21 protein-coding genes and 1 pseudogene are annotated in these 23,592 nt (G+C 75.2%); 9 read left to right on the top strand and 13 right to left on the bottom strand.

Annotated features, from left to right (window positions below):
- The first annotated feature begins 196 nt into the window (after nucleotides 1-196).
- Together ACFYMO_RS02865 and ACFYMO_RS02870 are read left to right on the top strand one after the other, a co-directional pair.
- Nucleotides 197-751: a sugar O-acetyltransferase gene (locus ACFYMO_RS02865; protein ID WP_366770405.1), complete on the top strand. Its 555-nt coding sequence runs from the start codon at nucleotides 197-199 to the stop codon at nucleotides 749-751.
- Nucleotides 752-911: 160 nt separating this feature from the next.
- Nucleotides 912-1,156: pseudogene (locus ACFYMO_RS02870) on the top strand (hypothetical protein); the annotation flags it as partial.
- 35 nt (nucleotides 1,157-1,191) lie between these two features.
- Here ACFYMO_RS02870 and ACFYMO_RS02875 read toward each other — a convergent pair.
- The gene (locus ACFYMO_RS02875; protein WP_366770404.1) at nucleotides 1,192-1,770 is read right to left on the bottom strand and encodes a TetR/AcrR family transcriptional regulator; all 579 of its coding nucleotides are present in this window, start codon (nucleotides 1,768-1,770) and stop codon (nucleotides 1,192-1,194) included.
- An 80-nt stretch (nucleotides 1,771-1,850) separates the two neighbouring features.
- Between ACFYMO_RS02875 and ACFYMO_RS02880 the strand changes: the two genes are divergently transcribed.
- The 3 genes from ACFYMO_RS02880 (at nucleotide 1,851) to ACFYMO_RS02890 (ending at nucleotide 3,856) form a co-directional block, all read left to right on the top strand.
- Complete coding sequence (locus ACFYMO_RS02880) at nucleotides 1,851-2,624, top strand: oxidoreductase (protein WP_366770403.1); 774 nt, start codon at nucleotides 1,851-1,853, stop codon at nucleotides 2,622-2,624.
- A 39-nt stretch (nucleotides 2,625-2,663) separates the two neighbouring features.
- Nucleotides 2,664-3,041, top strand: coding sequence for a VOC family protein (locus ACFYMO_RS02885; RefSeq protein WP_366770402.1), 378 nt, complete (start codon nucleotides 2,664-2,666; stop codon nucleotides 3,039-3,041).
- Between the two features lie 395 nt (nucleotides 3,042-3,436).
- Nucleotides 3,437-3,856, top strand: a complete 420-nt coding sequence (locus ACFYMO_RS02890; protein WP_019358945.1) for a DUF2267 domain-containing protein — start codon at nucleotides 3,437-3,439, stop codon at nucleotides 3,854-3,856.
- A gap of 125 nt (nucleotides 3,857-3,981) precedes the next feature.
- On the opposite strand, the gene ACFYMO_RS02895 is transcribed toward ACFYMO_RS02890, so the two are convergent.
- Nucleotides 3,982-5,346, bottom strand: coding sequence for an NAD(P)-binding domain-containing protein (locus tag ACFYMO_RS02895; RefSeq protein ID WP_388543662.1), 1,365 nt, complete (start codon nucleotides 5,344-5,346; stop codon nucleotides 3,982-3,984).
- Nucleotides 5,331-6,719 (bottom strand): ATP-grasp domain-containing protein, encoded by a 1,389-nt coding sequence (locus ACFYMO_RS02900; protein ID WP_366770400.1) that lies wholly within the window; start codon nucleotides 6,717-6,719, stop codon nucleotides 5,331-5,333. Before ACFYMO_RS02900 ends, ACFYMO_RS02895 begins: the two co-directional genes overlap by 16 nt.
- Before the next feature lie 135 nt (nucleotides 6,720-6,854).
- Here ACFYMO_RS02900 and ACFYMO_RS02905 point away from each other — a divergent pair, with 135 nt between their 5' ends.
- Complete coding sequence (locus tag ACFYMO_RS02905; RefSeq protein ID WP_388543664.1) at nucleotides 6,855-8,093, top strand: glycoside hydrolase family 26 protein; 1,239 nt, start codon at nucleotides 6,855-6,857, stop codon at nucleotides 8,091-8,093.
- A 43-nt stretch (nucleotides 8,094-8,136) separates the two neighbouring features.
- Here ACFYMO_RS02905 and ACFYMO_RS02910 read toward each other — a convergent pair whose 3' ends face one another.
- Genes ACFYMO_RS02910 through ACFYMO_RS02945 form a run of 8 tightly spaced genes read right to left on the bottom strand, consistent with a single transcriptional unit; the run spans nucleotide 8,137 to nucleotide 18,181 of the window.
- Nucleotides 8,137-9,369, bottom strand: coding sequence for a GNAT family N-acetyltransferase (locus ACFYMO_RS02910; RefSeq protein WP_366770398.1), 1,233 nt, complete (start codon nucleotides 9,367-9,369; stop codon nucleotides 8,137-8,139).
- Complete coding sequence (locus tag ACFYMO_RS02915; protein ID WP_366770397.1) at nucleotides 9,366-10,133, bottom strand: hypothetical protein; 768 nt, start codon at nucleotides 10,131-10,133, stop codon at nucleotides 9,366-9,368. Before ACFYMO_RS02915 ends, ACFYMO_RS02910 begins: the two co-directional genes overlap by 4 nt.
- A 5-nt stretch (nucleotides 10,134-10,138) precedes the next feature.
- Nucleotides 10,139-11,395, bottom strand: a complete 1,257-nt coding sequence (locus ACFYMO_RS02920) for a glycosyltransferase (protein WP_388543667.1) — start codon at nucleotides 11,393-11,395, stop codon at nucleotides 10,139-10,141.
- Entirely contained in the window at nucleotides 11,392-12,162 is a 771-nt protein-coding gene (locus tag ACFYMO_RS02925) for a polysaccharide deacetylase family protein (RefSeq protein ID WP_366770395.1), read from the bottom strand. Before ACFYMO_RS02925 ends, ACFYMO_RS02920 begins: the two co-directional genes overlap by 4 nt.
- On the bottom strand, nucleotides 12,152-13,834 hold the full coding sequence (murJ, locus tag ACFYMO_RS02930) for a lipid II flippase MurJ (RefSeq protein WP_366770394.1): 1,683 nt from the start codon (nucleotides 13,832-13,834) through the stop codon (nucleotides 12,152-12,154). The genes ACFYMO_RS02925 and murJ overlap by 11 nt, the downstream gene beginning before the upstream one ends.
- Nucleotides 13,831-15,267 carry an O-antigen ligase family protein gene (locus ACFYMO_RS02935; RefSeq protein ID WP_366770393.1) on the bottom strand — a complete coding sequence of 479 codons (1,437 nt, stop codon included), beginning with the start codon at nucleotides 15,265-15,267 and terminating at the stop codon, nucleotides 13,831-13,833. The genes murJ and ACFYMO_RS02935 overlap by 4 nt, the downstream gene beginning before the upstream one ends.
- On the bottom strand, nucleotides 15,264-16,940 hold the full coding sequence (locus tag ACFYMO_RS02940) for a sugar transferase (RefSeq protein ID WP_388543672.1): 1,677 nt from the start codon (nucleotides 16,938-16,940) through the stop codon (nucleotides 15,264-15,266). Before ACFYMO_RS02940 ends, ACFYMO_RS02935 begins: the two co-directional genes overlap by 4 nt.
- Nucleotides 16,937-18,181 carry a glycosyltransferase gene (locus tag ACFYMO_RS02945; RefSeq protein WP_388543675.1) on the bottom strand — a complete coding sequence of 415 codons (1,245 nt, stop codon included), beginning with the start codon at nucleotides 18,179-18,181 and terminating at the stop codon, nucleotides 16,937-16,939. The genes ACFYMO_RS02940 and ACFYMO_RS02945 overlap by 4 nt, the downstream gene beginning before the upstream one ends.
- A gap of 251 nt (nucleotides 18,182-18,432) precedes the next feature.
- Here ACFYMO_RS02945 and ACFYMO_RS02950 point away from each other — a divergent pair, with 251 nt between their 5' ends.
- A complete protein-coding gene (locus tag ACFYMO_RS02950; protein WP_366770390.1) occupies nucleotides 18,433-18,942 on the top strand; it encodes an anthrone oxygenase family protein in 510 nt (169 codons plus the stop codon).
- 92 nt (nucleotides 18,943-19,034) lie between these two features.
- On the opposite strand, the gene ACFYMO_RS02955 is transcribed toward ACFYMO_RS02950, so the two are convergent.
- Both ACFYMO_RS02955 and ACFYMO_RS02960 read right to left on the bottom strand, forming a co-directional pair.
- Nucleotides 19,035-20,678 (bottom strand): hypothetical protein, encoded by a 1,644-nt coding sequence (locus tag ACFYMO_RS02955; protein WP_366770389.1) that lies wholly within the window; start codon nucleotides 20,676-20,678, stop codon nucleotides 19,035-19,037.
- 440 nt (nucleotides 20,679-21,118) lie between these two features.
- Nucleotides 21,119-21,304, bottom strand: coding sequence for a hypothetical protein (locus ACFYMO_RS02960; RefSeq protein WP_366770388.1), 186 nt, complete (start codon nucleotides 21,302-21,304; stop codon nucleotides 21,119-21,121).
- 106 nt (nucleotides 21,305-21,410) lie between these two features.
- Between ACFYMO_RS02960 and ACFYMO_RS02965 the strand changes: the two genes are divergently transcribed.
- Complete coding sequence (locus ACFYMO_RS02965) at nucleotides 21,411-22,091, top strand: response regulator transcription factor (RefSeq protein WP_366770387.1); 681 nt, start codon at nucleotides 21,411-21,413, stop codon at nucleotides 22,089-22,091.
- Between the two features lie 261 nt (nucleotides 22,092-22,352).
- A complete protein-coding gene (locus ACFYMO_RS02970) occupies nucleotides 22,353-23,570 on the top strand; it encodes a galactosyltransferase-related protein (protein ID WP_366770386.1) in 1,218 nt (405 codons plus the stop codon).
- Nucleotides 23,571-23,592: the final 22 nt, after the last annotated feature.

Genomic DNA, 23,592 nt, shown 5'->3' on the forward strand with positions numbered 1-23,592 from the left:
AGCGGAGCCACCGACAGGTGGTCTGTGTCTGTGCCTGCCTCAGAACTACGGTCGGACCGTAGAGAGTCCGTCAAGGACCGGTCGTACGGAAGGAAGTTAAGAACGCAAGACCAGTTTCCGTCAAGAGTTACGGGAAGATTTCCCCGGCGGTCACTGCCGGGACGGTGCTTCGCGGGCGCTCTGCCAGAGTGTGCCCATGGGTGAGAACAAGCAGCGGATGCTGGCGGGAGACTGGTATCTCCCGGGCGACGAGGAACTGCTGGCGGACACGGTGCGGCGGGCCGAGCTGTGCGAGGCTTACAACGCGTCCGGCACCGCCCCGCCCCAGGAGCGGCGCCGGATACTGGAGCGGCTGGTCGGGGACCTGGGCGAGGGTGTCCGCATCCGTCCGCCCTTCCACTGTGACTTCGGCGGCCGGCTGTCGATCGGCGCTGGCACGTTCGTGAACTTCGGTGCCGTCTTCCTGGACGCGGCGTCCATCACCGTCGGACGCGACGTGCAGATCGGCCCCTATGTGCAGCTGCTGACCCCGACGCACGAGATGGACGCCGAACGGCGCCGCGCGGGCTGGGAGAAGGCGCTGCCCATCACCATCGGTGACAACGTGTGGCTCGGTGGCGGTGTGATCGTCTGCCCCGGTGTCACGATCGGCGCGGACACTGTCGTCGGGGCAGGCGCGGTCGTCACCGCGGACCTTCCGGGCGGTGTGCTGGCCGTGGGCAACCCGGCGCGGGTGGTACGCGAGCTCTAGGAGCTGCCGTCAAGGGCCAGGCCCATGTCAAGGGCGACCGAGGGTGATCCCTGTTCTGCAAGCCGCGCCGGTCTTTCCTGACGGGGGCGATACCGCGCCACGGTATGAGTCGGCTTGAAGCGCCCTTCCGCCATGTTGCGCTGCTTGCAGGGCTGCTTGCGCGCTCGGCCTGGTCCTCGACGCACTCGTGCTGTGGACGACGGAATGCGCGCACGCCGCCGAACAGCTCCGCGCCGCGGGCCACGAGATCCGCAATGAGGGTGTCGCCCGCCTGTCCCTGCTCCACCACCGCAGTCCGAACCTGCTTGGCCGCTGCCGCTTCACCGCCTCCCCTCGGCCGCCGGGGCGCTGCGCCCGCTGCGTGATCCGGACGCACCCGAACCGGACGAGGCCGGCGACGGGAGCGAGCGGGAGTACCGCGGGCGCGCGCGTCCTTCGGGTCAGCTCCCGCGCGGGGCTCCGTGGCGCAGGCCGTCGAGGAGGAGGGCGGTGATCTGCCGGGCTTCGTCGACCCATCCCTCGGTCACGTGCATGGCGCAGATGCCGCCCAGGGCCCGCAGCAGGGTGGGCCCGGTCACGTCGCCGCGGACAGCGCCGGCCGCGCTGCCGGCGTCCAGCAGCCGGGTGAGGGCGTCGCCCATGCGGGTGCGGGCGTCGTCGAAGACCGGTGAGTTCGTCGCCATGATGTTCTCCAGCGCCACGGACATCCCCTTGCCCACAGCGGCGTGGTCCACGAGCAGCAGCAGGAACCGCCGCAGGGCCTCCTGCGGGGGGTGCTGGTCCAGCAGGTCGCCGGGTGCGGCGCACAGTTCGTCGACCTCCTTGCGGTAGACCTCCTCGATCAGCGCCTCGCGCGTCTCGAAGTGGCGGTAGAGCGTGCCCACGGCGACGCCGGCGCTGCGGGCGATGTCCTCCACGTGGGCGTCGGTGTCGCCGCCGAGGAACGCTTGGCGGGCCGCGGACAGCAGGGCCTCGCGGTTGCGTCGCGCGTCGGCGCGCAGCGGGCGTGACGAGGGCAAGGAACCTCCATAAGGTGAGTCCGGTTCCGGTTACGTGTACTGTTTCCGGAGTCAGGTTCATCTTACGGAGGGGGTTTCCCATGCCGGACACCGACGAGGGTCTGGACGGTCTGCGAGTGCTGGTCACCGGCGGCAGCCGAGGCCTGGGCGCGGCGACGGTGCGCCGCTTCGTGGCCGCGGGCGCGACCGTGCTGACGGCCTCCCGCAGCCGGCCCGAGGAGGACGGTGGCGCCACCTTCGTGCCGGCGGACCTCTCGACGCAGGAAGGCGTGGCCCGGCTCGGCCGGCGGGTGCTCGACCGGGTGGGCGGCGTGGACGTGCTCGTGAACAACGCCGGCGCGGCCAGTGCCCCGGCGCCGACCCTGAGCCGGTCCGACGCATCCTGGCGGGCGGACCTGGGGATGAACCTCCTCAGCGCCGTGCGTCTGGACCGCGCCCTGGTGCCGGGAATGGTCGAGCGGGGCTCCGGCGTCGTCGTGCACGTCTCCTCGATCGCCAGCCAACTGCCTCAGCGCACCGAGGCGTCGTACGCCGCGGCCAAGGCCGCGCTCAACACCTACAGCCGTGAACTGGCCACCGAGGTCGGCGCGCACGGGGTGCGTGTGGTCTGCGTCCTGCCCGGCTTCGTCGTCACCGACGGCGCCACCGCCCACCTCCGGCACATGGCCGGGGAGCAGGGCGTGACCATCGACGAGGTCACGCAGCAGATCGTGGATCACCTGAACGTTCCCATGGGCCGCCCGGGGGACCCCGAGGACGTCGCCGAGATGATCGCCTTCCTCGCCTCCGGCCGCGCGAAATGGCTCACCGGGGCGCAGTTCCGGGTCGACGGCGGCATCATCCCGACCGTCTGAGCACCGTCACCACTCAGCCCGACGAACAGGACCAGCATCATGTCCATAACCCTGAGTTCCGTGGTTCTCGACGCTGCCGGCATCGAGGCCGAGAGCGCCTTCTGGCACCGGCTGCTCGGTGGCTCGATCCATCGCACATCCACCCATCACTTCATCCAGGCCCCCGGCCTCCCGGTCGTCGTCGTCCAGTACGCCCCCGAACATCTCGCCCCGAGCTGGCCGGACGGTACCTCCCAGCAGATGCACCTCGACTTCGGCGTCGGGAGTCTCGCGACCGCCGACCGCGCGGCCACCGACGCCGGCGCCACCCGGCTGCGGCCCACCGAGGAGATCACTTCGGAAACCCGCGCCGGCAGCTGCGTCTACGCCAGCCCGGCCGGACATCCCTTCTGCCTGCGCGCGGCCCGGGTGCATTGAGCACGAGTGCTGTCGACGCTTGCCGGGCTCGGCCATGACGAAGACCTCCGCTGTGGTTGGAGCCGCCCAAGGGCTGCGCCGCAGGGGGTCTTCGTCTCCCACCGCGATGCCCGGCTGACCGCCCACGGCGGACGGCCGCCGGTCGAGCGTCTCCGTGCGGGACACCCCGGGCGGAGCCGGGGTGTCTCCCCGGCCCACAGCTCACCAGGGGGCGCGTCGGCAGCCGGGCCCGGAAGGGCCTACCGGTACAGGCTCGACGGCCTCCCGGACTCTCGTTCGTCGCGCTGTGCGGCCGCCCGGGCGCGGCAGGTGTTCGCGCGGACGTGCGACCGGCTCGCGGGGCGCGCATGCTGGAAGGGGCCCGGGGAGTCACCGCTCGAGTGAGGAGAAGCCCCATGCAGCACGACGAGTTCATCGGTCAGGTACAGGCGCGGGCCCACCTTGACAGCCGGGGTGCGGCCGAGGCGTGCACCCGCGCCACCCTGGAGACGCTGGCCGAGCGCATTCCGGCCCCGCTGGCCGACCATCTGGCCGCGCAGCTTCCGACGGAGCTGGGAGAGCATCTGCGCCGCATCGAGTACGCGCCGGACATCCCGCAGACCGGGGTGCGGATGAGCCGGCAGGAGTTCTTCGACCGCGTCGCGCGGCGGGCCGGGGCGCAGCCGCCGAAGGCCGTGCACGAGGCCCGGACGGTGGTCGAGTTGCTGGGTGAGGCGACCCAGGGCGCATTGACCGAGCGCATCCGGCAGTCGATGGACGACGAGCTCGCCTCCGTCCTCTTCGCCGGGAGCACCGGTTCGGCCCACGCCCACTGACGGCCCGCGCCCGCCGGCGGCAGGCGCCCCCCGCCGCCCGGCCCGCCCCTCCCGCTCGGTTCGGTGTGCCCCGTCGGCGTCCGGCCCCGGGCCGCCCGGTCCGGACGCCGACGTCGGCACCGCCGTCACCGCGACGCCTTCACCTCCCGGGCCGGTGTCTGTGCCTCCCCGGCGGCCGGCTCCCGGGTGGCCGAGCGGGGCACCGCAACCCGCGCGGAGTGCCCGGTGCCCCCGGTGGCGCGGGTCGCCTCCGCCGCCCGGGACGCGGCCACATGCCGGCACACGCCCGCGACCAGCCGCGGAGCCGTGAAACCCGCGCCGTGCACGAAGCGCATCGCGGGACCGAACGAAGGCGCCGTCAGCAGTCCAGCGAAGAACAGGCCCGGGTGCGAGGACTCGAAGTCGTGGCCCAGCCAGGGGCCGTCGCTGTCCCCGACCCGGCGCAGGGTCTCCCGCAGGGTGGAGTCCAGCAGCCCGAGCCGGAACAGCTCCGGAGCGAATCCGGTGGCGGACACCACGTGGTCGGTCTCCAGCGTCCGTGCCGTGCCGTCCGCCGCTCTCAGCCACAGCCGCACCCGGGAGCCGGGGCCGTTCCCCACTCGTCGGATCCCGCCCGCGGTGCGGTCGGCCGCTGTGATGGTGTGCCCCAGCAGGGTCGGCACGGCGGGCTCGAACCGTTCCCGCAGCCACCAGGCCCCCGCCGGGCCCAGGGCGTTCCGGGCGATGTGCAGCCGCAGCGCGGTGGGCAGCCGCCGCACCGCGCCCGGGTGCCGGGACCACACCCAGGTCGGCCAGCCGGTGCCCAGCGCGCTGTGCGGGTCGAGCAGGCCGCCGAGGCGGCCGCGGTCGAGCGGCTTGGGAGGGGTGTTCCAGTTCAGGCGGGGAGCCCGGGCCACCACCCGCGGTTCGGCGCCCGCCTCGGCGAGCAGCGCCGCGGTCTCCAGCGCCGCCTGCCCGGCGCCGACCACCGTCACGTCCTGGCCTCGGAACCGGCTCAGGTCGCGGTGGTGGGTGCTGTGGGAGGCCAGATCGGCGGGGAGGCCGCGCAGCGCCGCCGGCCGGTGCGCGAACGGCAGCACTCCGACGGCGAGGGCCACCGCGCGGGTGGTGAGCTGCTCGCCCTCCGCGGTACGGATCCGGAAGCCGGACTGGTGCGGAGCGACCCGGGTGACGGTCAGGTCCTCGGCCGGGGGAGCGGCCCGGCTGCCGAACCAGGTGCCGTACTCGGTGAAGGTGTCCAGCGGCAGCGGGCGGCGGTGGCCCACCTCGATGCCCCGGTCCGCGCAGTAGGCGGTGAGCGTGTGGGCGCTCTCCGGGTCGGAGAGCGCGGAGGCGCCGGGCTCGGACTTGAGGAACATGCCGCGCGGCATGTGGTCCCGCCAGGAGGCCATCGGCCTGCCGAGGACCCGCAGGCGCAGTCCCGCCGCCGCCGCGTGCGAGGCGATGGACAGTCCGTAGGGGCCGGCGCCCACCACTACGAGGTCGTACATGGATTCCTTCTCTCTGTGTGCGGTGTCGGCTCTGTGTGCTGCGAGCCCTCCGGTCCGGGCGCGGGGTGCGCCGGGCCCGCGGTGGCGGGGCGCGCCGTACTCGCGGCGGGCCCCGGGGTGGTTCCCGCGCTGCCGGTGCGCAGCCGCGCGAGCAGGGCGGCCGGGCGTGCTCCCCTCGCCAGACAGCGGCCCAGCCAGCCCGCGGCCATCGCGGCGAAGGGCAGCGGGTCGTCGGTGGCGAACCAGGCGCGCTCGACCGGGCCGCGCGATGCGGCCGCCGGCACGGGCCCGCGGGCCCGCGGGCCCAGCAGCGCGGACAGCAGTGCGTAGTTCTCCACGACGAAGACCCGGCCCGGCCCCCCGCGCGGTTCGGGCACGGCACGCCCGGTCAGATGCAGGTGCTGAGCCCTGACCACGTCCAGTCCTGCGCGGTCGGTGAAGAGCCGGAACTGCGCCCCGGGGCGCGGATTGAAGTCCACCAGGTGGTGGACGCCGGTGACCGGGTCGAGCCTGAAGTCGAGGTCGAGGATGCCGCGGTAGTCCAGGGCCGCCGCGAGGCGGGCCGCGGCTTCCTGCACGGCGGGGCACGGCAGCCAGGTCCCCACCGCGGTCAGCCCGGTGCGGGGCGGCCAGGAGCGCTCCTTGCGCCCGGCGCCGCCGACCAGGAACCGCCCGCCCTCGGCTGCGTATCCGTGGAAGAACCAGTCGGCTCCCGGCGCGTCCGGCAGTCTGCGCTGCAGCAGCAGGGCGCTGCCCGCCTCCGCGGTCCGCTCGTACAGCCGCGCCGCCTCCTGCGGGCTGCGGACCAGCGCGGTGCTGCGCAGGCCCGGTGGCAGCAGCCAGGGGCGGCTCCATTTGGCCACCGTCGGCAGCCCGAGCTCCGCGGCGGCGTGTGCTGCCTCGCGCGCACTGCCGGGCAGCACCGTCGGGGGGTGCGCGACCTCGGCGCGGGCGCAGACGGCGGACAGCTCCGCCTTGTCCGCCAGCCGGGCCGGCAGCAGTGGTGCCACCGCGGGCAGCAGGTACCGTCCGGCGAGCCGGGGCGCGAGCCGGGCGGCACCGATCGCCCCCCGGTCGTCCAGCGGAACGAGCACGGCGGGCCTGCCGATCGCCTCGGACGCCGCCAGCAGCGCGCCTTCCAGCGCGGCGTCGGTCGGCGCGCCGCCCGGCCCTGCCGCTGCGGCGGGTCCCGCTGTGTGCACCCGGTGCAGGAAGCGGCTGCGGCCCACCGCGCCGATCCGCGAGCCGACGAGCGCGTGCACCTCCACCCCGGCACGTCCCAGCGACCGGGCGGCTCCCAGGGTGCCGTGGTGGTACGGGTTCGGATCCAGTCGCAGCAGCAGCGCGGGGACGTCCGTGGCGAACGACGGCATGGGGCATGTCCTTCAGGCGTGGGGTGGGCGGGCGGGGCGAGAATCCTGCTGACGGATCATCAGGATTCCGGACCGGCGGATGACCGGACCGCGGGCCGAGGCCGCACAGCGGCCCGGAGGCGACCAGGAGGAGCCATGCGGAGCCACAGACGTCAGCGGATCAGGGCGGTGCTGTGCGGAGGGGTGCTCGCCGCGGGGCTGCTGGCCTCCTGCACCGTGCTGCCGAACGGCGGACCGGGAACCGAGCCGGGCGAGCGACCGCTGCACAGCCCGCAGCCCTCCGCCTCCCCCGGCCCGAGCCGGCCCGCCTCCCCCGCTCCCTCCGCGTCGGCCTCCCCCTCCGCACCGGTCGCCGCCGCCGACCCGGCGGTGGGCGCGTTCCTGGGCTCCGGACCCGAGGGGGTGCGCCGCATCCGCGGGATGGAGCGCTGGCTGGGCGGCACCCGGCTGCGCGCCGGGCACACCTACCTGGCCGGCCGGCGGTGGTCCGACATCGAGGGCCCGCCCCGGTTCCTGGAGCCGTGGGCCCGCTGGCGGCACGCCGACCCGAAGCGGCTTCTGGTGCTCAACGTGCCGATGACCGCCCGCAACGAGGCCGGGCTCTCCGACGCGCGGGTGCGCGCCCTGCTGCGCGAAGGCGCGGCCGGACGCTTCGACGGCCATTTCCGGAAGCTCGCCGAGCGACTGGTGCGCCAGCGCCTCGCAGACACCGTCCTGGTACTGGGCTGGGAGATGAACGGCACCACCTACACACACCGCTGCGGCCCCGACCCCAAGGCGTGGAAGGCGTACTGGCGGCGCATCGTGACCGCCATGCGCGCGGTGGACGGCCAGCGGTTCCGCTTCGACTTCGCGCCCAGCCGGGGCCGGGACGCGATTCCCTGGCCCCGCTGCTACCCGGGCGACGACGTGGTGGACGTGCTCGGCATGGACGCCTACGACCAGCCGCGCGGCATGCGGTTCGAGGAGCAGGTGCGCGAACCCTACGGACTCCAGGCGCACGTCGACTTCGCGGCGCGGCACCGCAAGCCCCTCTCGTACCCCGAGTGGGGGCTGTTCCGCAACGGCGACAACACCGAGTACACCCGCCGCATGCTGGAGTGGATGGACCGGTACAAGCCGCTCTACCAGACCATCAGCGACTACTGCCCGCACGGTGTGTGGCGCTGTGCGCGCAATCCCGCCTCCGCCGCCGTCTACCGGGCGGCGCTGGGCACCGGGACGCAGCCGCCCCGGCAGTCCGGGCAGACGCAGTCCCCGGGGTCCTCGCGCCCCGCGCCGCCCGCCGCCACTCCCCGTCCCTGGTGGAGCCGGTGCTGGGGACTGGGCGACTACTGCGTGCGGCTCGACTGGCTCCGTGCCCTGGGCGGATAGCCGGCGCCCGGACCCGGCCGGCCGCGGTGCCGCGCTCACGCCGTCACTGCCGGGTCCGCAGGCCGCGGAAGGCACGGCCGGGCAGGGCGCGGACCACGGCGCTCAGCGGCCGCCTGCGCAGCAGCCCGGCCGCCAGCTCCCGGGCCGCCGCCTGGCCGGCCAGCAGCCCCAGCGCGGGAGCCAGCTCCCGACGGGCCAGCAGATAGCGGCGGTTGACAGCGGTCACCGGGCGCCAGCGCAACTTGTAGGGCTCGGTGCCGCGCAGCATGCTCAGCGTGCCCCGGCCGCTGGCGGCCGCGTAGTGGGCGTCGTGCTGCAGCAGCATCGTCGCGATGTCCACCCGCTGCTCCCGCAGCGCCGGATCGGCACCGTACAGGTAGCCGCACACCAGATCGCGTGAGGTGAAGGCGACATCGCAGGCGGCCACCCGGCCGCCGATCCGGTACTCGGTCACCGCCGCGTCCCCGCAGGCCACCAACGCGGTCGTGGCACGCACCAGATGCGCGCCGAACCGGGAGCGCAGATGCTCGGGCGTGACACCCCTGCCGCGCCACTGCCGCTCGTGCAGCCGCAGCATCGTGCGCACCGCGTCGGCCACCCGCTCCCCGGTCACGTCGTGCGCCTCGATGCCGAGTTCGGCGATCCGGCGGACCTTGCGCCGGGTGCGCTTGGCGCTGGCGGGTGCCAGCCGCCGCAGCATCTCCTCCATCGGGATGCCGGGCAGCTCCAGACAGGAGGAGTCGGCCAGGCACCGGCTGACCCCCGGCCAGGCCGCGTACAGCCGCTCCGCTGCCCCGCCCGGCCGCACTTCGCGCAGATCCAGCACGGCACTGCGCGAAGCGGAGTGCAAGGCCCGGGCCAGCGCCCCGGCGGCCCGCGGGCAGCTGTCGTCGAGCAGCACGTCCTGGTAGTCGGAGATGCTGCCGCCGAGCGTGACCAGCGCCGGCAGCGGACGGTGCACGAGCATCAGCGGGGCGGCGGCGACCAGGCGGCCGTTCTCCCGCACCAGGACCACCCGCAGCCGGCCGCGGCGCCCGTAGGACCGCCACCACGACCACAGCCAGGCGTGGCTCTGGAACGGCGTCGCCGACCGGTTCCGGGCGCGCAGCGCCTCCCACTCCTCGGCCAGCGCGGCGAACTGCTCCTCAGCGCGGCACAGCGTGGCCGTCAGCCGTACCGGTGGCTGCCCGGAGGCGTCGCCCCGCGCGCTGCGCCACGGGGAGAGGACGGGCCCGGCCAGCCTGCGGCGGGTGGGCGGCGGCAGCGGTGAGGTCATCGGGCCCCCTCCAGCTCCGCGACCGGGCGTTTGGCGGTGCCCGTGTCGTCCGCGCCGGGCGCGGGCGCCGGCACGGCCGCGCCGTCCGCCGTCCGGCGCCGCTGCGGCCGGGCCAGCAGCGCCAGCGCGCCCAGCAGACCGCCCGCACTCGTGCCCACCGCCACCGCGACCGGCATCGAGGGAGAGACCGGTCCGGCCGACGGCGCCGCGTGTGCGACGACCGTCAGCCGTACCCCCGTCCGCTCGGCCGACTTCTTCGCCGTGCCGGTCAACGAGCGGGCCACCGCGTCCGCGTAGTCGGCGGCCCGGCCCGGCCGCGGCGCGCTGCCGGTGATCCGCACCATCGGCGCGTCGGGTGAGGCGGCCGCCCGCACCCGGGAGCGGAGCGCCCCGCGCGGCAGCCCCGCGTCTGCCTCCGCGGCGCCGAGCACGAAGGCGTCCGTGGCCACCTTCCCGTACGCCTGCGCGTAGCCCAGCGCCGAAGCGGCCTCGGCGTGCGGGCCGGGGGAGACCAGCACATAACTGGTGGCCTCGTACCGCGGCTCCGCGAGCGTCGCGTACCCGCCCCCGCCGAGCGCCCCCAGCGCCACGCACACCGGCAGCGGCCACCATCCCGGCACCCGTGAACGGCGCCTGCGGCGATCCCGGCGCGCGGCGGGCCGGTCGTCGTCCCGGCCGCGCCCCGCGTCCGGGACGGCCGTCCCTTCGGTCTCCTCGGTGCTCTCGGCGGACGACTCCGCCGTTGCCGGAGCTGCCTTGGACATGGAACTCACCTCGTTGTCGGGGAACGGTCGGGGGAGGGGGACGGCAGCACCGGGGAAACCGTCCCCGGGGCGCGGACGCGTGCGGTCCCGCCGTCCGGGGGCGTGCCCAGCGCGGCGCGGTAGACCTGCGCCAGGCGCTCGGCGCAGCGCGCGATGTCGTAGCGGAGCACCACCGGCGGCACCGGCAGCCGGGCCGGGCCCACGGCCCGCCCGGTGTCCGCCGCGTGCCGCGCCAGCGCCCCGCGCAGCGCGTCGGCCGGGCTGCCGGGGGAGGCGGCGAACCGGTGTGCTCCCGGCGCCTGCCCGGGCGGCAGGTCCTCGATCGCCGGGCAGGCGGCGTAGAGCACGGGCAGTCCGGCCGCGAGCGCCTCCACGGCCGCCAGACCGAAGGACTCCTCGGGGGACGGCGAGGCGAACACGTCGGCGGCTGCCAGCACCCCCGGCACGTCCGGAGCCGTACCGCGGGGCGGCTGCCCGGCACCTGGCCCGCCTGCGCACTCGCCCAGCAGGCGCACCCGGTCGCCGGCCCCCAGCGCCGCGGCGCGGGCACGCAGCGCGGGGAGTTCTGGGCCGTCCCCGGCCAGCAGCAGATGTACACCGGGCAGCGCGGCGACCGCGTCCACCAGGGTGTCGAAGCGCTTGCCCGCCACCAGACGGCCCACCCCGGCCACCACGAAGGCGTCCGGTGCCAGCCTCAGTCCGCTCCGCACGGCGGCGCGGGCGGCGGGATCGAAGCGGAAGCGGGCGGCGTCGATGCCGTTGGGCACCGTGCACAGCCGAGAGGCGGGAACGCCCCAGCGGCGCAGCCGCTGCTCGACCGTCGCGGAGACGGCGACGGTGGTGGTGCCGAGCCGTTCGGTGGCCAGATAGAGGGCGCGCACACCGGCGGTGAGGGGGCGGCCCTCCAACGCGCGGTCACCCAGCGAGTGCTCGGTCGCGACCACCGTGCGCACCCCGGCCAGCCGGGCGGCGATCCTGCCGTACACGCAGGCCCGGTACAGATGGGTGTGCACCAGGTCGTAGCCCCCGGAGCGCATCAGCCGCACCAGCCGGGGCAGTGCGGCCAGATCGCGGTTCCCCGCCATTCCCAGATGGGTCACGGGGGTGCCGTCGGCGCGGATGCCCTCGGCGACGGAGCCCGGCGCGGTGAGGGCGACCACCTCACCCCGCACGGAATGGGCCGGCAGCCGGCGCAGCAGCAGCCGCAGTTGCTCCTCGGCGCCGCCGACGTCCAGGCCGGTGATGACGTGCAGCACCCTCATCGGCGCACCCCCTCCCGGCGGGCGGTTTCCGCGGGGGCGGACGCCGCGGGCAGCGGCCTGCGCCGCAGCGGGTGCAGCACCTTCTTCAGATACAGCCGCACGGAGGTGTCCCGGGCGCCGACGTGGGCGCGCGGCAGGGCGTGCACTCCGGTCAGCGGCCCCGGATCGATGCCGCACGCGTAGCTGTAGCCGGCCGCGCGCACGGCCTGCACCGCCCGGTGGTCGAGCGTTCCGTAGGGGTAGCAGAATCCAGCGGGTGCCGCTCCGGTGAGCTCGCCCAGCAGCGCCCGGCTGTGCGCTGTCTCGCGCGCCAGGGTCGCGTCGTCGGCGCCGGTCAGGTCGGTGTGGACCAGCCCGTGCGAGCCGATCTCCATCCCGGCCGCGGCCGCCTCCCGGATGCCCTCGGCGTCCAGCAGCGCTTTGCGTGGCCCGAGTTCGTCCCAGGCGTTGTCGCCACCGAGCCGTCCCGGCAGCACGAACGCGGTGGCCGTGCACCCGTACCGGCGCAGCAGCGGCACGGCGGCGGTCAGGAAGTCGGCGTAGCCGTCGTCGAAGGTGAGTCCCACCAGTCCGGCGTCCCGCCCCGCCGCCCGGGCCCGCAGCAGCCGGCCGGCACTCACGCCGGTCAGCCCCCGGTCGCGCAGCCAGCGCAACTGCCGTTCCAGCCGGGCAGGTGAGACGGTGATGCCGTACGGATCGTCGGGGCAGTCGGAGACCGAGTGGTACATCAACAGCCAGGGGGCCCGGTTGCGGGTGTCAGCGGGCATGCGGGAACCTCCGTTTGACGGCGGTGGACAGATGCGACAGCTCCGGGGCCCCCACCAGCAGTCCGACGCAGAGGAAGGCGAGCAGCACGGCGCACCCGCCGGCGAGCGCCCCGGCCAGGGGTACGGCGAAGAGCCCGGCCACCGTCCAGCCCGCACCGGCCGCGGCGGCGGCGGCCACCAGCAGCCGCAGCAGCCCGGCCGCCACACCGGACACGTCGATGGCCACCACCCGGGCGCCCAGCCCGTGCAGCAGCAGGGCGGCGGTGGTGGTGATGCCCAGCGCGTTCGCCGCCGCGATGCCCAGGACGCCCCAACCGCCCGCCAGTGGGGCGCCGGTGCCCACCGTCACGGCCAGCCCGGCCGCCATCGCCGCGGCCGGATACCAGGGCGGACGGCCGCCGGAGAAGAACGGCCGCACCAGGGCGCCGACCATGCTGTGCCCCAGCAGTCCGCAGCAGTAGACGCGCATCACCGCGGCTGTCGCGGCGGTGTCGTGCGCGTCGAAGGCGCCGCGTTCGAAGAGCAGTCCGATGATCTGCGGTGCGCAGGCGACGACGTACGCGGCGCCCACCAGCACCACCGCCCCGGCCGTCGCCAGGTCGCGCTCCACCCGCCGCCGGGCCGCCACCGCGTCGCCGTCGGCCATGGCGCGGGCCACGACCGGGAAGGTGACCGTGCACACCATCAGCGAGAGCACCATCGGCAACTGGGCCACCTTCTGCGCGTAGTTGAGGTGCGAGATGGCGCCGGCGGGCAGTGAGGAGGCCATGAAACGTTCGAAGAAGACCTGCGCCTGGCGGCTCACCGCGAACGTGACGACCGGCGCGAGCACGCCGAGGCCGACGAGCGTCCCGGGGTGCGCGCTGCGCCGCCCGCCGCGCGCCGCGCCCCGGGCACCGCCCCGCGCCGGATGCCGCTGCCGCAGCGGCAGACGCCGCAGCAGCGGGGGCAGTTGGATGAGCACCATCAGCGCGCCGCCCACCGCGACGCCCAGCGCGGCGGCCCGCACTCCCCAGGCGCGGTGCGCGGCGAACATCACCGCGATGGTGGCGGCGTTGTAGGCGAGGTAGATCGCCGCGGGTGCCGCGAAGTGCCGGTGCGCGCGCAGCGCGGCGCTGAAGTACCCGGCGAGGCCGAAGGTGACCACGGTCAGCGCGGTCAGCCGCAGGCAGTCCACCGCGGTGCCGGTGTCGGGCAGGCCCGGTGCGAGCACCCGCACCACGTACGGCGCGGCCAGCATCAGCAGTCCGGCGGTGCAGGCCAGCAGCAGCGCGAGCCGGGTGAGGGTGGCCGCCACCAGCGCCCGCACCGGGTCGGCCTGCGCCGCGGCCCCCTCCACGCGGGCCGCCCGGCGGGAGAGGGCCAGGCTGAAGGCGGGCACCAGGACGAGCGCCATGGCGTCCTCGATGAGCAGGGTGGCGGCCAGTTCGGGCACTGTCCAGGCGACGAGGAACGCGTCGGTGTCGGAGTCCGCGCCGAAGAGCTGGGCGATGGCCTGGTCCCGCAGCAGCCCGAACAGCGAGCCCGCGGCCGTGAGCCCCGCGGTGACCGCGGCCGCCCGGGCCAGGAACGGCCCGAGCCGGGGCGCCTCCTCGCCCGCGGGCGCCGCCGTGGGCCGCGGGTCCGGCTGCGGAGCCTCTTGCTGGGGCGTTTCCCGCTGCGGCACGGTCATACGGCGCGGCCCCCGCCGGCCGGCCGGCCCGCCGCGTGCTCCTCGGCCGCGGGCGACAGAGCCCACCAGGTGCCCAGTCCCAGCACCAGAGCGGTCAGTACCGTCGACGGGCCGCCGATGTCGCCGTAGAGGAAGTCCACGCTCTGCCACACCAGCAGCGCGGTGGCCGCGGCGCCGCAGTCGCGTACCCCCGAGGCGGCACCGAGGTTCCGCGCGGCACCCAGCCGGCGCAGCGCGCACACCAGCAGCGCCCCCCAGGCGCCGAGCAGCGCCACCGTGCCCACCAGGCCCTGTTCGCTCAGCACCAGCAGATACATGTTGTGCGGCGAGAGCAGCGGCTCCCGTTGGAAGGGGACCCCGGCCCCCGCCGCGTCGCTGCCCGAGGACAGCTCCAGCGCGGCATGTGTGTCGCGGTGCTCGGGGAAGCCCTTGGGGCCCACACCGGTCGCGGGCGCCTGCTGCCAGATGTCCGTCGCCGCACTCCAGAGGGTGTAGCGGTCCGTCACCGACCGGTCCGGCGAGGCCGAGACCTCGGTGATGCTGCCGACCCGCTGTGCCAGCTCCTGCGTGGCCACCCCGAACCCGCCGACCAGCAGCACGCCGGCCGCGGTCACGGCGGCGAGGGCGCACACGGTCGTGCGGATGCCGCGCAGCGCGAGAAGCAGCAGACAGGCCGGCACCGTCGCGAGCCACGCCCCTCTGCTGTAGGAGAGGGCCAGCGGCAGCACCAGCGCGGCGGCCGAGCCCAGCGCGCAGGGGCGCAGCCAGCGCGGTGCGCCGGCCGGCGGCACGAGCCCGCACGCCAGCGCGATCACCAGTCCGTAGGCCACGGCGGTGGCCATGCCCATCACGTCCAGCGCGCCGAAGGTGCCCACCGCACGGACCTCTTCGCCCTGGTACGAGGCGCCGGTGCCGGTGGCGGCCTGGACGACGCCGATGCCGCCCTCGACCAGTGCCAGCAGCACCACCGCGCCGCACAGCAGCCGGGCGTCCCGCGCGTCGCGCAGCGCCAGCAGTACCGCACCCGGCACCAGGACGAAGAGCTGCAGGTACCGCACGAAGCCGGGCAGGCTCGCCGCGGGATCGGCCGAGGCGACCGTGGTCACGGCGAACGCCGCGGTCGGCGCACCCAGCACCAGCGCGGCCCTCGGGGTCAGGGCCCGGCGCGGGAGCCGCCTCCCGGCCCGCTGCCGGGCCCGGCCTCGCAGCAGCTCGATGGCGCACCACACCACCACCACCCCCGAGCCCAGGTCGGCGGGGGTCACTCCGCTGTGGCCGCCCGGGCCCGTGGTGTCCGGCGGTGCACACAGCAGCCCCACCGTCACCAGCACCGGTACCACCGGCCGGTCCAGGCCGCAGCGCCGGACGGCGCTGCCCAGCGCGGTCCGGCCGTCCCGGGTGGCGGGCGGCGCGCCGTCCGCCACCGCGCTCACCGGCCCTCCAGACGGAAGAGGGAGGTCGCGGTGCGGCAGATGATCCGCACGTCCTGCCACAGCGACCAGGTCTCGATGTAGTGGTTGTCGAAGCGCGCCCGGTCCGCGATGGAGGTGTCGCCGCGCAGCCCGTGCACCTGGGCCAGCCCGGTGATGCCGACCGGGGTGCGGTGCCGCTGCGCGTAGCCGGGGTGCAGGCGGCTGAAGTGCCCCACGAAGTAGGGCCGCTCGGGCCGCGGCCCCACCAGGCTCATGTCGCCCCGCAGCACGTTCCACAGCTGCGGCAGCTCGTCCAGCGACGTGCGGCGCAGCAGCCGGCCGACGGGACTGGTGCGCGCGTCCCCGGCGACCGACCACCGTGTCGCCGCCTCGTGGTCGTCGGAGGGCCGCACGCTGCGGAACTTCAGCAGGGTGAAGGGGCGTCCGTCCTGTCCGATGCGCTCCTGCCGGAAGAGCACGCCGGGCCCGTCCAGCACTCGGACCGCCAGTGCGCAGCCGGCCATCACCGGTGCCGCCAGCAGCAGTGCGGGGGCGACCAGCGCGATGTCCAGCAGCCGCTTGCGGAGGCCGGTGCGCGGCCGGGGGCAGTCGAGCGCCAGGCGCCGGCAGGAGAAACCCCACAGGTGCGCCTCGTCGGGCCGCCGGTGGCCGGAGGGCGCGTGCCCGCCGTGTGCGCCCAGTGCGCAACCGGGCCGGACCAGCCAGCCGTCGACCCCGCGGGCGCTCAGCATTCCGGCGAGTGCCGCGGAGTGCGGGTCCTCCCAGGGGGACCGCAGGAAGACCACGTCGCGCACGCTGTGCCGCACCACCTCGCGGGCCACCTCCTCCGGTGTGGAGACGACGGGCAGCGGCGGGTGTGCGACTGCGCCGTCCGCCGGTTGCGAGCGGGCGGTACCGGGCTCCCCGTTGTCGGGGCCGCCCGTGCCGTCGGGCCCGCCGTCGTCGGAGCAGCCCGGAGCCGTGGTGCCGTCCGGTCCCGGCTCCACCAGTGCCGTCGGCCGCAGCCCGTATCGGGGCCGCTCGGCGAGTGCCGCGGTCACCGCCCGGGCGGTCTCGCCCCGCCCCACGACCAGGGCGCTCCGCGGACGGCGCCGGCCGCGGCGGCGGCGCACCCCGTGCACCAGGGCGCGGAGGGCGCACACCAGCGCCGTGTTGGCGGCGACGCCCGCGAGCAGACCGGCCGCCCCCAGCGCCCCGGTGCGGTCGCACGCCGCGAGTACCGTGGCGCCGACGCACCAGGCCAGGGCCGTGCGCTTGCCGACGGCGGGGAGTTCGTCGAGTGCCTGCTGGCCGAGTCCGGGCCGGTAGAGGCCCCTTCGGGCGCACAGCACCGGCAGGCTCGCGCAGACCGGGGCCAGCAGCACAGGTGCCGCCTGCGGGCCCGCACAGGCGAGGACGGCGGCGGCGGTCCCCGCCAGGTCCGCGGCGACCAGCGCCGGTGCGTCGCCGCGTCGCCGCCGGGCGGGACCGGTGGGCGGCAGGGCGACCGGTTCGCGGGCCGACGGCAGCGGCAGGGGCGCCGACCGCTCCTCCTGCGGGGCCGGTTCGCCTCCGGCGCCGGACACCGGCCGGGGGAGGACGGGGGCGGTGCGCACGGTGCCCTCGGCGGTCGCCGTGGCCGGGTCCGTCGAGTTCAGCGGCTCCCGGGAGTCGTCGGTTCTGTCGGTGCTCATCTGCTGCCCGCTCCTTCCGCGGTGGGAACCGCCGCCGTCGCCGTCCGGTGCCGCAGCACGTCCCGGTACAGCTCCAGTACGGCCGTGGTGGTCGTCGTGATGTCGAACCGGCTGCGTACGTGCGCGTGCGCGGCGTCGGCCAGCTCGGCACGCAGCCGGGGGGCGAGGGCGAGGCGGGCCACGGCCTGCGCGAGCGCGTCCGGATCGGCGGGCGGCACCAGGCAGTCGGCCTGCTGTCCGGGGGGCAGCAGTTCGCGGGACCCGGCCACGTCGCTGACCAGCACGGGCCGGCGGCAGGCCATCGCCTCCAGCGGGGTCAGCGCCATGCCCTCCCACAGCGAGGGCAGCACGACGAGGTCGGCTGCGGCGTACCAGTCGGCCACCGCGCGGCTGGCACCGGCGAATACCACCCCGTCGGGTGCTGCCCGGCGCAGTTCCTCCCGGTCGGGCCCGTCACCGACGAGCACCAGCCGGGCGTCCGGGACCCGGGCCGCCACCTGCGGCCAGGCGTGCAACAGGGTGCGCTGGCCCTTTTGTTCGCACAGCCGCCCGACGCACACCACCAGCACCGCCGAGGGTGGCAGCTCCGCCACCGCCGCGAGCGCCGGTGCTCGCGGCTCCGGGCGCGGTGCGGTTCCGTGTCCGGCCCGCGCGGGCGCGGACGCCGTGAAGCGTGCGGTGTCGATGCCGTTGTGCACCACGGCCCACCGGGCCTCGATGCCGACGGCCGCGCCGGTCTCCCGTTCCGCCTCGCTCACGCACAGCACGCGGTCGGCCCACCGGGCGGCGTACCGCTCCCAGGCGCGGGCCAGGCGCGCGGTGCGTCCTGTCGCGGCCTCGAAGGACCAGGCATGCGGCTGGTAGACGGTGGGCATCCGGCCGCGCACCGCCAGCCGCGCCGCGAGGCCCGCCTTGGCGCTGTGGGCGTGCACGAGGTCAGGACGTACGGTGTGCAACAGCCGCTGTACGCCGTAGACCTCCGCTGCGATCCGGGCTCCCGGCTCCCGTACGGCCGGCCAGTGCAGGGCCCGGGCCCCCGCCGCCGCCGCTTCGTCCGCCAGTTCGCCGCCCGCGGGGCAGCCCACGACGACGTGCAGTCCCGCTCCGACCTGCGCCCGTGCGAGGTCGGCGACGACGCGTGCGACACCGCCGTCGACGGGCTGGGCGAGATGCAGGACGGTCAGCCCCCCGTGCGGCTCGCCGCCGCGATGTGCAGTGCGCTGTGTCGGCAATTCCGGCATGGATGACTCCGCCTCCTGAGATGAAGCAGAGTGACCTTGACAAAATCCGACTGTCGAACCTGAGCGGCGCGCCGGATATCTTCCGGTTTTCACCGACTGGTCCCACGCGTGGCGGGTGCGACGTCCGCACATCCCCCTGAGCGCTCCGGCCATGGGAGACCCGCCGCCGACCCGGTTGACTGGCCGCACGGCCCGCTCGAACGGCGCGGGCGCCACGGAGAGCCGCCCGGAGCGGCCGGGAGGGGACGGACATGCGCGTACTGCAAGGAGTTTCACTGCTGGGGGCCGTGCTGCTCACCGGCCTGAGCGCGGGCCTCTACTACGGGTTCGCGGTGGCGGTCTCCCCCGGCCTGCGGCGGGCCGGGGACCGGACCTTCGTGGAGGGCATGCAGCGCATCAACACCGCCATCCTCAACGGCTGGTTCCTGCTGCTGTTCGCCGGTTCGCTGCTGCTGATCGCCGCGGCCGGGGCGCTGCACCTGTGGGGCGGCGGCAGCAGGGCCGCGGTCCCCTGGATCGCGGCGGCAGGTGTGCTGTACCTGGCGGTCCTGGTGGTCACCATGGCGTTCAACGTGCCGCTCAATGACGCGCTCGACGCGGGCGGCCTCCCGGACGGCGCGGAGCGGCTGGCCGCCCTGCGTGAGCGCTTCGAGAGCGACTGGCACCGGTGGAACGTCGTCCGAACCGTCTGCAACACCGCTGCCTTCGGGTGCCTGGCCTGGGCGTCGGTGCGCTACGGAAACGGAGGCTCACCGAGATGATGATCCGCTCAGCGAAGTGATGATCTTACGTACCCTTCACCCGATATACGCAATTACCGAACCGCAGCCGCCCGTCCGATGTCCCTACCGTCCTACGTTCCTTCGCGGCCGAACCGCAGTGCCCGGGCCAGCACGTCCAGTGCCTCGTCGGCCCAGCCGATGGCGTGCAGGCCCGAGGTGACATTGGCGGGCGGCCGGTTGATGAGAGTGTCGTGGCGCACCAGCCGCGTGAAGTCGACCCGCACCGGGTCCGTGCGCCGCCGTCCGCCGTACGGGGTGCGGAACTCCACGCCCGCCTGCCGCATCACGTCGATCAGCTCCTGGGCCAGGATTCCGTAGGCGACCGTCGTCGGATGCACGCCGTCCAGCGAGAACAGCCCCCCGTCGCTGCGCCGGTCCCCGTCGCTCAGCAGGAACCGCGAGTTGGGCACCGGATCGAGTGCGCGCAGCTCGCGCGGCAGCGGATACGGCGTCCACCAGTCCGGCCGGGCCGCTTCGTCCTCGAAGAAGCGGCGGCAGGCCAGCCGGTCCAGCAGGCCGGCCGCGTCCAGCAGGAACCAGTCCCGTCCGGCCCGCCGTGCCGCGCGCACGGTCTCCGCCATGGCGTCGTTGTACTGGTCGATCGCCGCGTCCACGGCGGCGGCCTGCTCCCCGGTCAGATGCGGGTCGCGCTCGGCGTCGAAGGCGCCGTCGTCGATCCAGGCGCGGGTGTAGTACGGGAAGTAGCGCGACCCGGGCTCCAGCTTGCCGTGCACGCCGCGGGCGACCGGGGCGATGGTGACGTGCGGGACGGTGCACCAGATCACGTGCCGGGCCCGGATCCGGCCCACCGCGTGCGCCAGGTGGCGCAGTTCGGCGGCGAAGTGCTCCGGTCGCCAGACCGTGAACCGCTGCTTCTCGTCCAAGTCGTCGTAGCCCTCCTCGCTCCAGGCCACCTTGAGCTCGATGACGGAGGAGAGCGCGTTGTTGGCACCGAGGAAGACGATCAGCGTCTCGATGCCGTGCTCCGGATCCAGCTCCCGATCCTCGGCCTCCGCGGCGTCCGGCCCGGCGGTGCCGGTCTGCTCGCCCAGCGCCGCCGCCGCACTCACCTGGGTGTGGGCCCCGGCGGCCGGAGGCCGGGTGGGGAGGGTGCGCAGTGCCGCGCGCTCGCCCGGATTGCCGACCACCTGGCGCACCAGGTCGTCACTCGGGGTGTCGATCATCCTGCGGCACACGTCGGCCGACTTGTCCAGCGCGTCGCGCAGATCCCAGCCGAAGACGGCCAGGTTGTGGTTGATGGCGGTGCCCGCCGCGGGAGCGCACCCTCCGCCGCGTTCCCAGTAGTCCTCCACCTCGTCCATGAAGCGGCGGGCCCGGAAGAGCACCGCGGGCGTGTCCCACCAGTCGACGGCCGGACCGCAGTGGTCCTCCAGGTCGCGCAGCAGCATCTCGAGGTTGAGCGGGAGCCCTCCGCGGCCCTCGAAGGAGGGGTGGCGGAACTGCTCGGCCCAGCCGAGCTCGTGCGCGATGATCGCCGGGTACGAGAGATCGGTCCGGAAGACGGCGCAGCTCTGGAAGCCCTGGGTGAGTGAGTCACCGACGGTCACCAGCCGGTTGCGGGGCTCGCCGCGCCAAGAAGTGGCGACGGGGATGCCCAGGGTCGGGTCGGTGTAGGGCGCCCCGGGCTCCGCGCGCTCGGGCGCGGGGCCGGAAGCGGCGGTGGCGGGGTCGGATACGGGGTCCGGTGCGGTCATGTCACGCCCCTTGCCTGCCTGTCGGTGCCGTCCGGTACGGCAGCCGGTCCACTGAGCCGGGTCGACGACTCGCCGAGGAATATGTGGCCTGCACAGCCGTGGTACCCGCGGAGTCCGTCCGGCAACCGCGCGGGGGCCACGCAGCGCAGCGGTCCGGATCCGGAGCGTGTGGATGCCGCGGTCGGGCAGGGGCTCCTCGGCCCTGTCGACCGCCCCGGTCGCGGATCGTGCCGCACCCTCCGGGCGCCCCGTGCCCCGTGCCCCGTGCCCCGTGCCCCGCGCCGCCGTCGCCGGGACCGGTGATGCCCCTCCGCGGAGCGGCCGCCGGCCGGTGTACGGTCCACGTCGTACGGCTGCTGTCGCCTCGGTGCCCGCTCTCCGGCCCCACCGGTGCGCCCGGCACTCGGGGTGTGGCGGTGCAGCCCGCGTGCGCTGGGCGCTTACGTGCTGTTCCCGGGTCTTCCGGTGTTCAGGGCGCGGACCGCCGGCGGCAGGAGTCGACTGTCGTTCACCTGGACGAGGTCGAGGATCGTGAGCAGCCGCCCGCGGTGCGGGGCCGGCAGTGCGGCGCGGCGGACCACATACGTCACAACAGCGTGGCCGGACACCAGCAGACGCTCCGTCAACTCGCTTCCCTGCACCGGGACTCTGCGGGATCATCGCTCGCGGCAGTCAGGACCGGACCACCTCCGCCACCCGGAAGTGGCCCCTGCACGGGGATTGGGTGAACGCATGACCGAGATCCAGGACAAGCCGGACAGCGGCGATCGCACCGCGGCCCGGCTCGCGGTCGCCGTCCACGTCGAGGCCGAAATCCTCCGACTCGGCCTGCGGGCCATGCTGCCCGGCCTGGCATCCGTGGAGCACGCCGAGGAGTTCACACACCCCGCCGCGCTGGAGCGGGCCCTGGCCGGCAACAGATTCCACGTGCTCGTCCTCTCCAGCTCCACCAACGCCTCCGCCGCCCTCGGGCGCCTGCGCCGCACCCACCCCGGACTGCGCACCCTGCTCCTGCTCGACCCCGCGGACGCCGCATCCGACTCGGCGCTCGCCCGGCTGCCCGCCGACGGCTATCTGCTGCGTGAGGAGCTGACCGCGGCCGCCCTGGAGCGGGCGCTGCGGCAGCTGGCGGCCGACGAGATGCCGATGCCGCTCCGGCTGGGGCGCCGGCTGCTCAGCCAGGCAGGCGAGTCGGCCCACCTGCTGCCCGCGCGCCGGGTGCGGCTGACCGCGCGCGAGTACGACGTGCTCGCACACCTGGTGGCCGGCCTCAGCAACAAGCAGATCGCCCGCCGTCTGCGGATCTCCGAACACGGCGTCAAGCGGCTGGTGAGCAGCGTGCTGCTGAAGCTGGGTGCCGCCAACCGGACGGCCGCCGTCGTCACGGCGATCAAACTCGGTCTGATCGACTGAGCGTCGGACTCCCCGTGCGTGCGGCGAGCCGCGCCACCCCCGCCCGACCGGAGCAGGACGCCTTCCGGCCCTGCCCGGGCGGCCGTTCCGCGGTGCCCTGACCACCGGGGCTACCCGATCGGCTACCCCCGTTCGCCCGGCCCGGTCCGGGTGCCCGTACGGGGCTGTCGGCGGGCGCGCGGCGGACCGCAGGATGAGCGAAGCGGCTCGACGGACCCCCGGTCGCGGCCGCCCATCCCCGCTCGCCGAGAGGACCGCCAGATGAGCTGGAGGCATCAGGACCCCGCCGTCCTCGCGGATGCCGCCGTCAGCAGTGTCGCCCTCACCGCCGACCCGTCCGCGCAGTCGGCCGCCCCCGGCTTCTGGGTCTGGTCCAGGGACGCGCACCGCGCGGTCGCCGACGCCGTGCTCGCCCTCCCGGACGAACGAGTCCGCGCCCTCGCCGAAGCCGTCGTCGCCGAACCCGCGGACAGCGCCGCCTGCCGCGGACTGACAGCGCTGCTGACGGACAGGCTCGCCGGCGACCCCCAGCAGCCGGACACCGCACACCTGGCCGCCGCTGTCTGGGACGCCGAGACCCGCTCCCGGCTGCGGATGCAGACCGGCACCGAGCGGCCCGCCGGGCTCGCCGCTCCCGGTGCCGCGGAGATCCTGCGCAGCGCGCGGCCCGCCGCCGGGCCCCCCGGCGAGATGGACGCGGCCCTGGTCATCCCCTTCCGGGAGCGCGGCGAGGAAGGGGAGCGCACCCGCAACCTGGCGGCCGTACTGCACGCGCTCAACGATCAGAGCCATCCGCGCGACCGCTACCGCGTGGTCGTGGTCGAGGCGGACTCCCGGCCGCGCTGGGAGCACCTGTACGGCCCCCACTGCGACACCTACCTGTTCGCGGAGAACGCCGGCCCCTTCAACTACTCCTGGACGATCAACGCGGGTGTGGTGCACGGCGCCCGGCCCGCGGAGCTGATCTGTGTGCTCGAGGCCGACATCCTGGTCGACCGCGGCTTCGTGGCGCGGGCCGTCGAACGGTTCCGCACCCCGGGCACCCAGGCGCACTGGCCGTTCGAGGACATGCTCTACCTGGACGCCGCCTCCAGCCACCAGGCCGTCGGCGAACGCTGTCTGGAGGGCGCCGCAGCCGTGCGCCGGGACGCGCTGCGCGGCGTCTTCCTGCGCCGCACCCCGGGCGCCTGCGTCTGGCTCCGGGAGAGCCTCTTCTCCCGGATCGGCGGCTACGACGAGCGGTTCACCGCCGGATGGGGCGGCGCCGACAACGACTTCACCTGGCGGGCCGACCTGCACGGCGGCCTCGACCGGTACCGCGACGACCACCTGGTGCACCTGCACCACGGACGCGCCGCCGACTGGTTCGACGCGGAGAACGAGGGGCCCGGCGCCTACGAGACCTTCCCCTGGTGCACCTGGCCGCCGGACTCCGACATCGGCGACCTGGCGAAGTTCTCCACCCACCGGCCGCGCTGAGCGCAGCCACCTCGACAGGCAG

Source organism: Streptomyces sp. NPDC007025 (genome assembly GCF_042869455.1).
Lineage (GTDB): Bacteria > Actinomycetota > Actinomycetes > Streptomycetales > Streptomycetaceae > Streptomyces.

Coding starts and splice junctions, on each gene's coding strand:
- ACFYMO_RS02865 (WP_366770405.1), top strand. CDS start 197: ATGGGTGAGAACAAGCAGCGGATGCTGGCGGGAGACTGGTATCTCCCG.
- ACFYMO_RS02880 (WP_366770403.1), top strand. CDS start 1,851: ATGCCGGACACCGACGAGGGTCTGGACGGTCTGCGAGTGCTGGTCACC.
- ACFYMO_RS02885 (WP_366770402.1), top strand. CDS start 2,664: ATGTCCATAACCCTGAGTTCCGTGGTTCTCGACGCTGCCGGCATCGAG.
- ACFYMO_RS02890 (WP_019358945.1), top strand. CDS start 3,437: ATGCAGCACGACGAGTTCATCGGTCAGGTACAGGCGCGGGCCCACCTT.
- ACFYMO_RS02895 (WP_388543662.1), bottom strand. CDS start 5,346: ATGTACGACCTCGTAGTGGTGGGCGCCGGCCCCTACGGACTGTCCATC.
- ACFYMO_RS02900 (WP_366770400.1), bottom strand. CDS start 6,719: ATGCCGTCGTTCGCCACGGACGTCCCCGCGCTGCTGCTGCGACTGGAT.
- ACFYMO_RS02905 (WP_388543664.1), top strand. CDS start 6,855: ATGCGGAGCCACAGACGTCAGCGGATCAGGGCGGTGCTGTGCGGAGGG.
- ACFYMO_RS02910 (WP_366770398.1), bottom strand. CDS start 9,369: ATGACCTCACCGCTGCCGCCGCCCACCCGCCGCAGGCTGGCCGGGCCC.
- ACFYMO_RS02915 (WP_366770397.1), bottom strand. CDS start 10,133: ATGTCCAAGGCAGCTCCGGCAACGGCGGAGTCGTCCGCCGAGAGCACC.
- ACFYMO_RS02920 (WP_388543667.1), bottom strand. CDS start 11,395: ATGAGGGTGCTGCACGTCATCACCGGCCTGGACGTCGGCGGCGCCGAG.
- ACFYMO_RS02925 (WP_366770395.1), bottom strand. CDS start 12,162: ATGCCCGCTGACACCCGCAACCGGGCCCCCTGGCTGTTGATGTACCAC.
- murJ (WP_366770394.1), bottom strand. CDS start 13,834: ATGACCGTGCCGCAGCGGGAAACGCCCCAGCAAGAGGCTCCGCAGCCG.
- ACFYMO_RS02940 (WP_388543672.1), bottom strand. CDS start 16,940: ATGAGCACCGACAGAACCGACGACTCCCGGGAGCCGCTGAACTCGACG.
- ACFYMO_RS02945 (WP_388543675.1), bottom strand. CDS start 18,181: ATGCCGGAATTGCCGACACAGCGCACTGCACATCGCGGCGGCGAGCCG.
- ACFYMO_RS02950 (WP_366770390.1), top strand. CDS start 18,433: ATGCGCGTACTGCAAGGAGTTTCACTGCTGGGGGCCGTGCTGCTCACC.
- ACFYMO_RS02955 (WP_366770389.1), bottom strand. CDS start 20,678: ATGACCGCACCGGACCCCGTATCCGACCCCGCCACCGCCGCTTCCGGC.
- ACFYMO_RS02965 (WP_366770387.1), top strand. CDS start 21,411: ATGACCGAGATCCAGGACAAGCCGGACAGCGGCGATCGCACCGCGGCC.
- ACFYMO_RS02970 (WP_366770386.1), top strand. CDS start 22,353: ATGAGCTGGAGGCATCAGGACCCCGCCGTCCTCGCGGATGCCGCCGTC.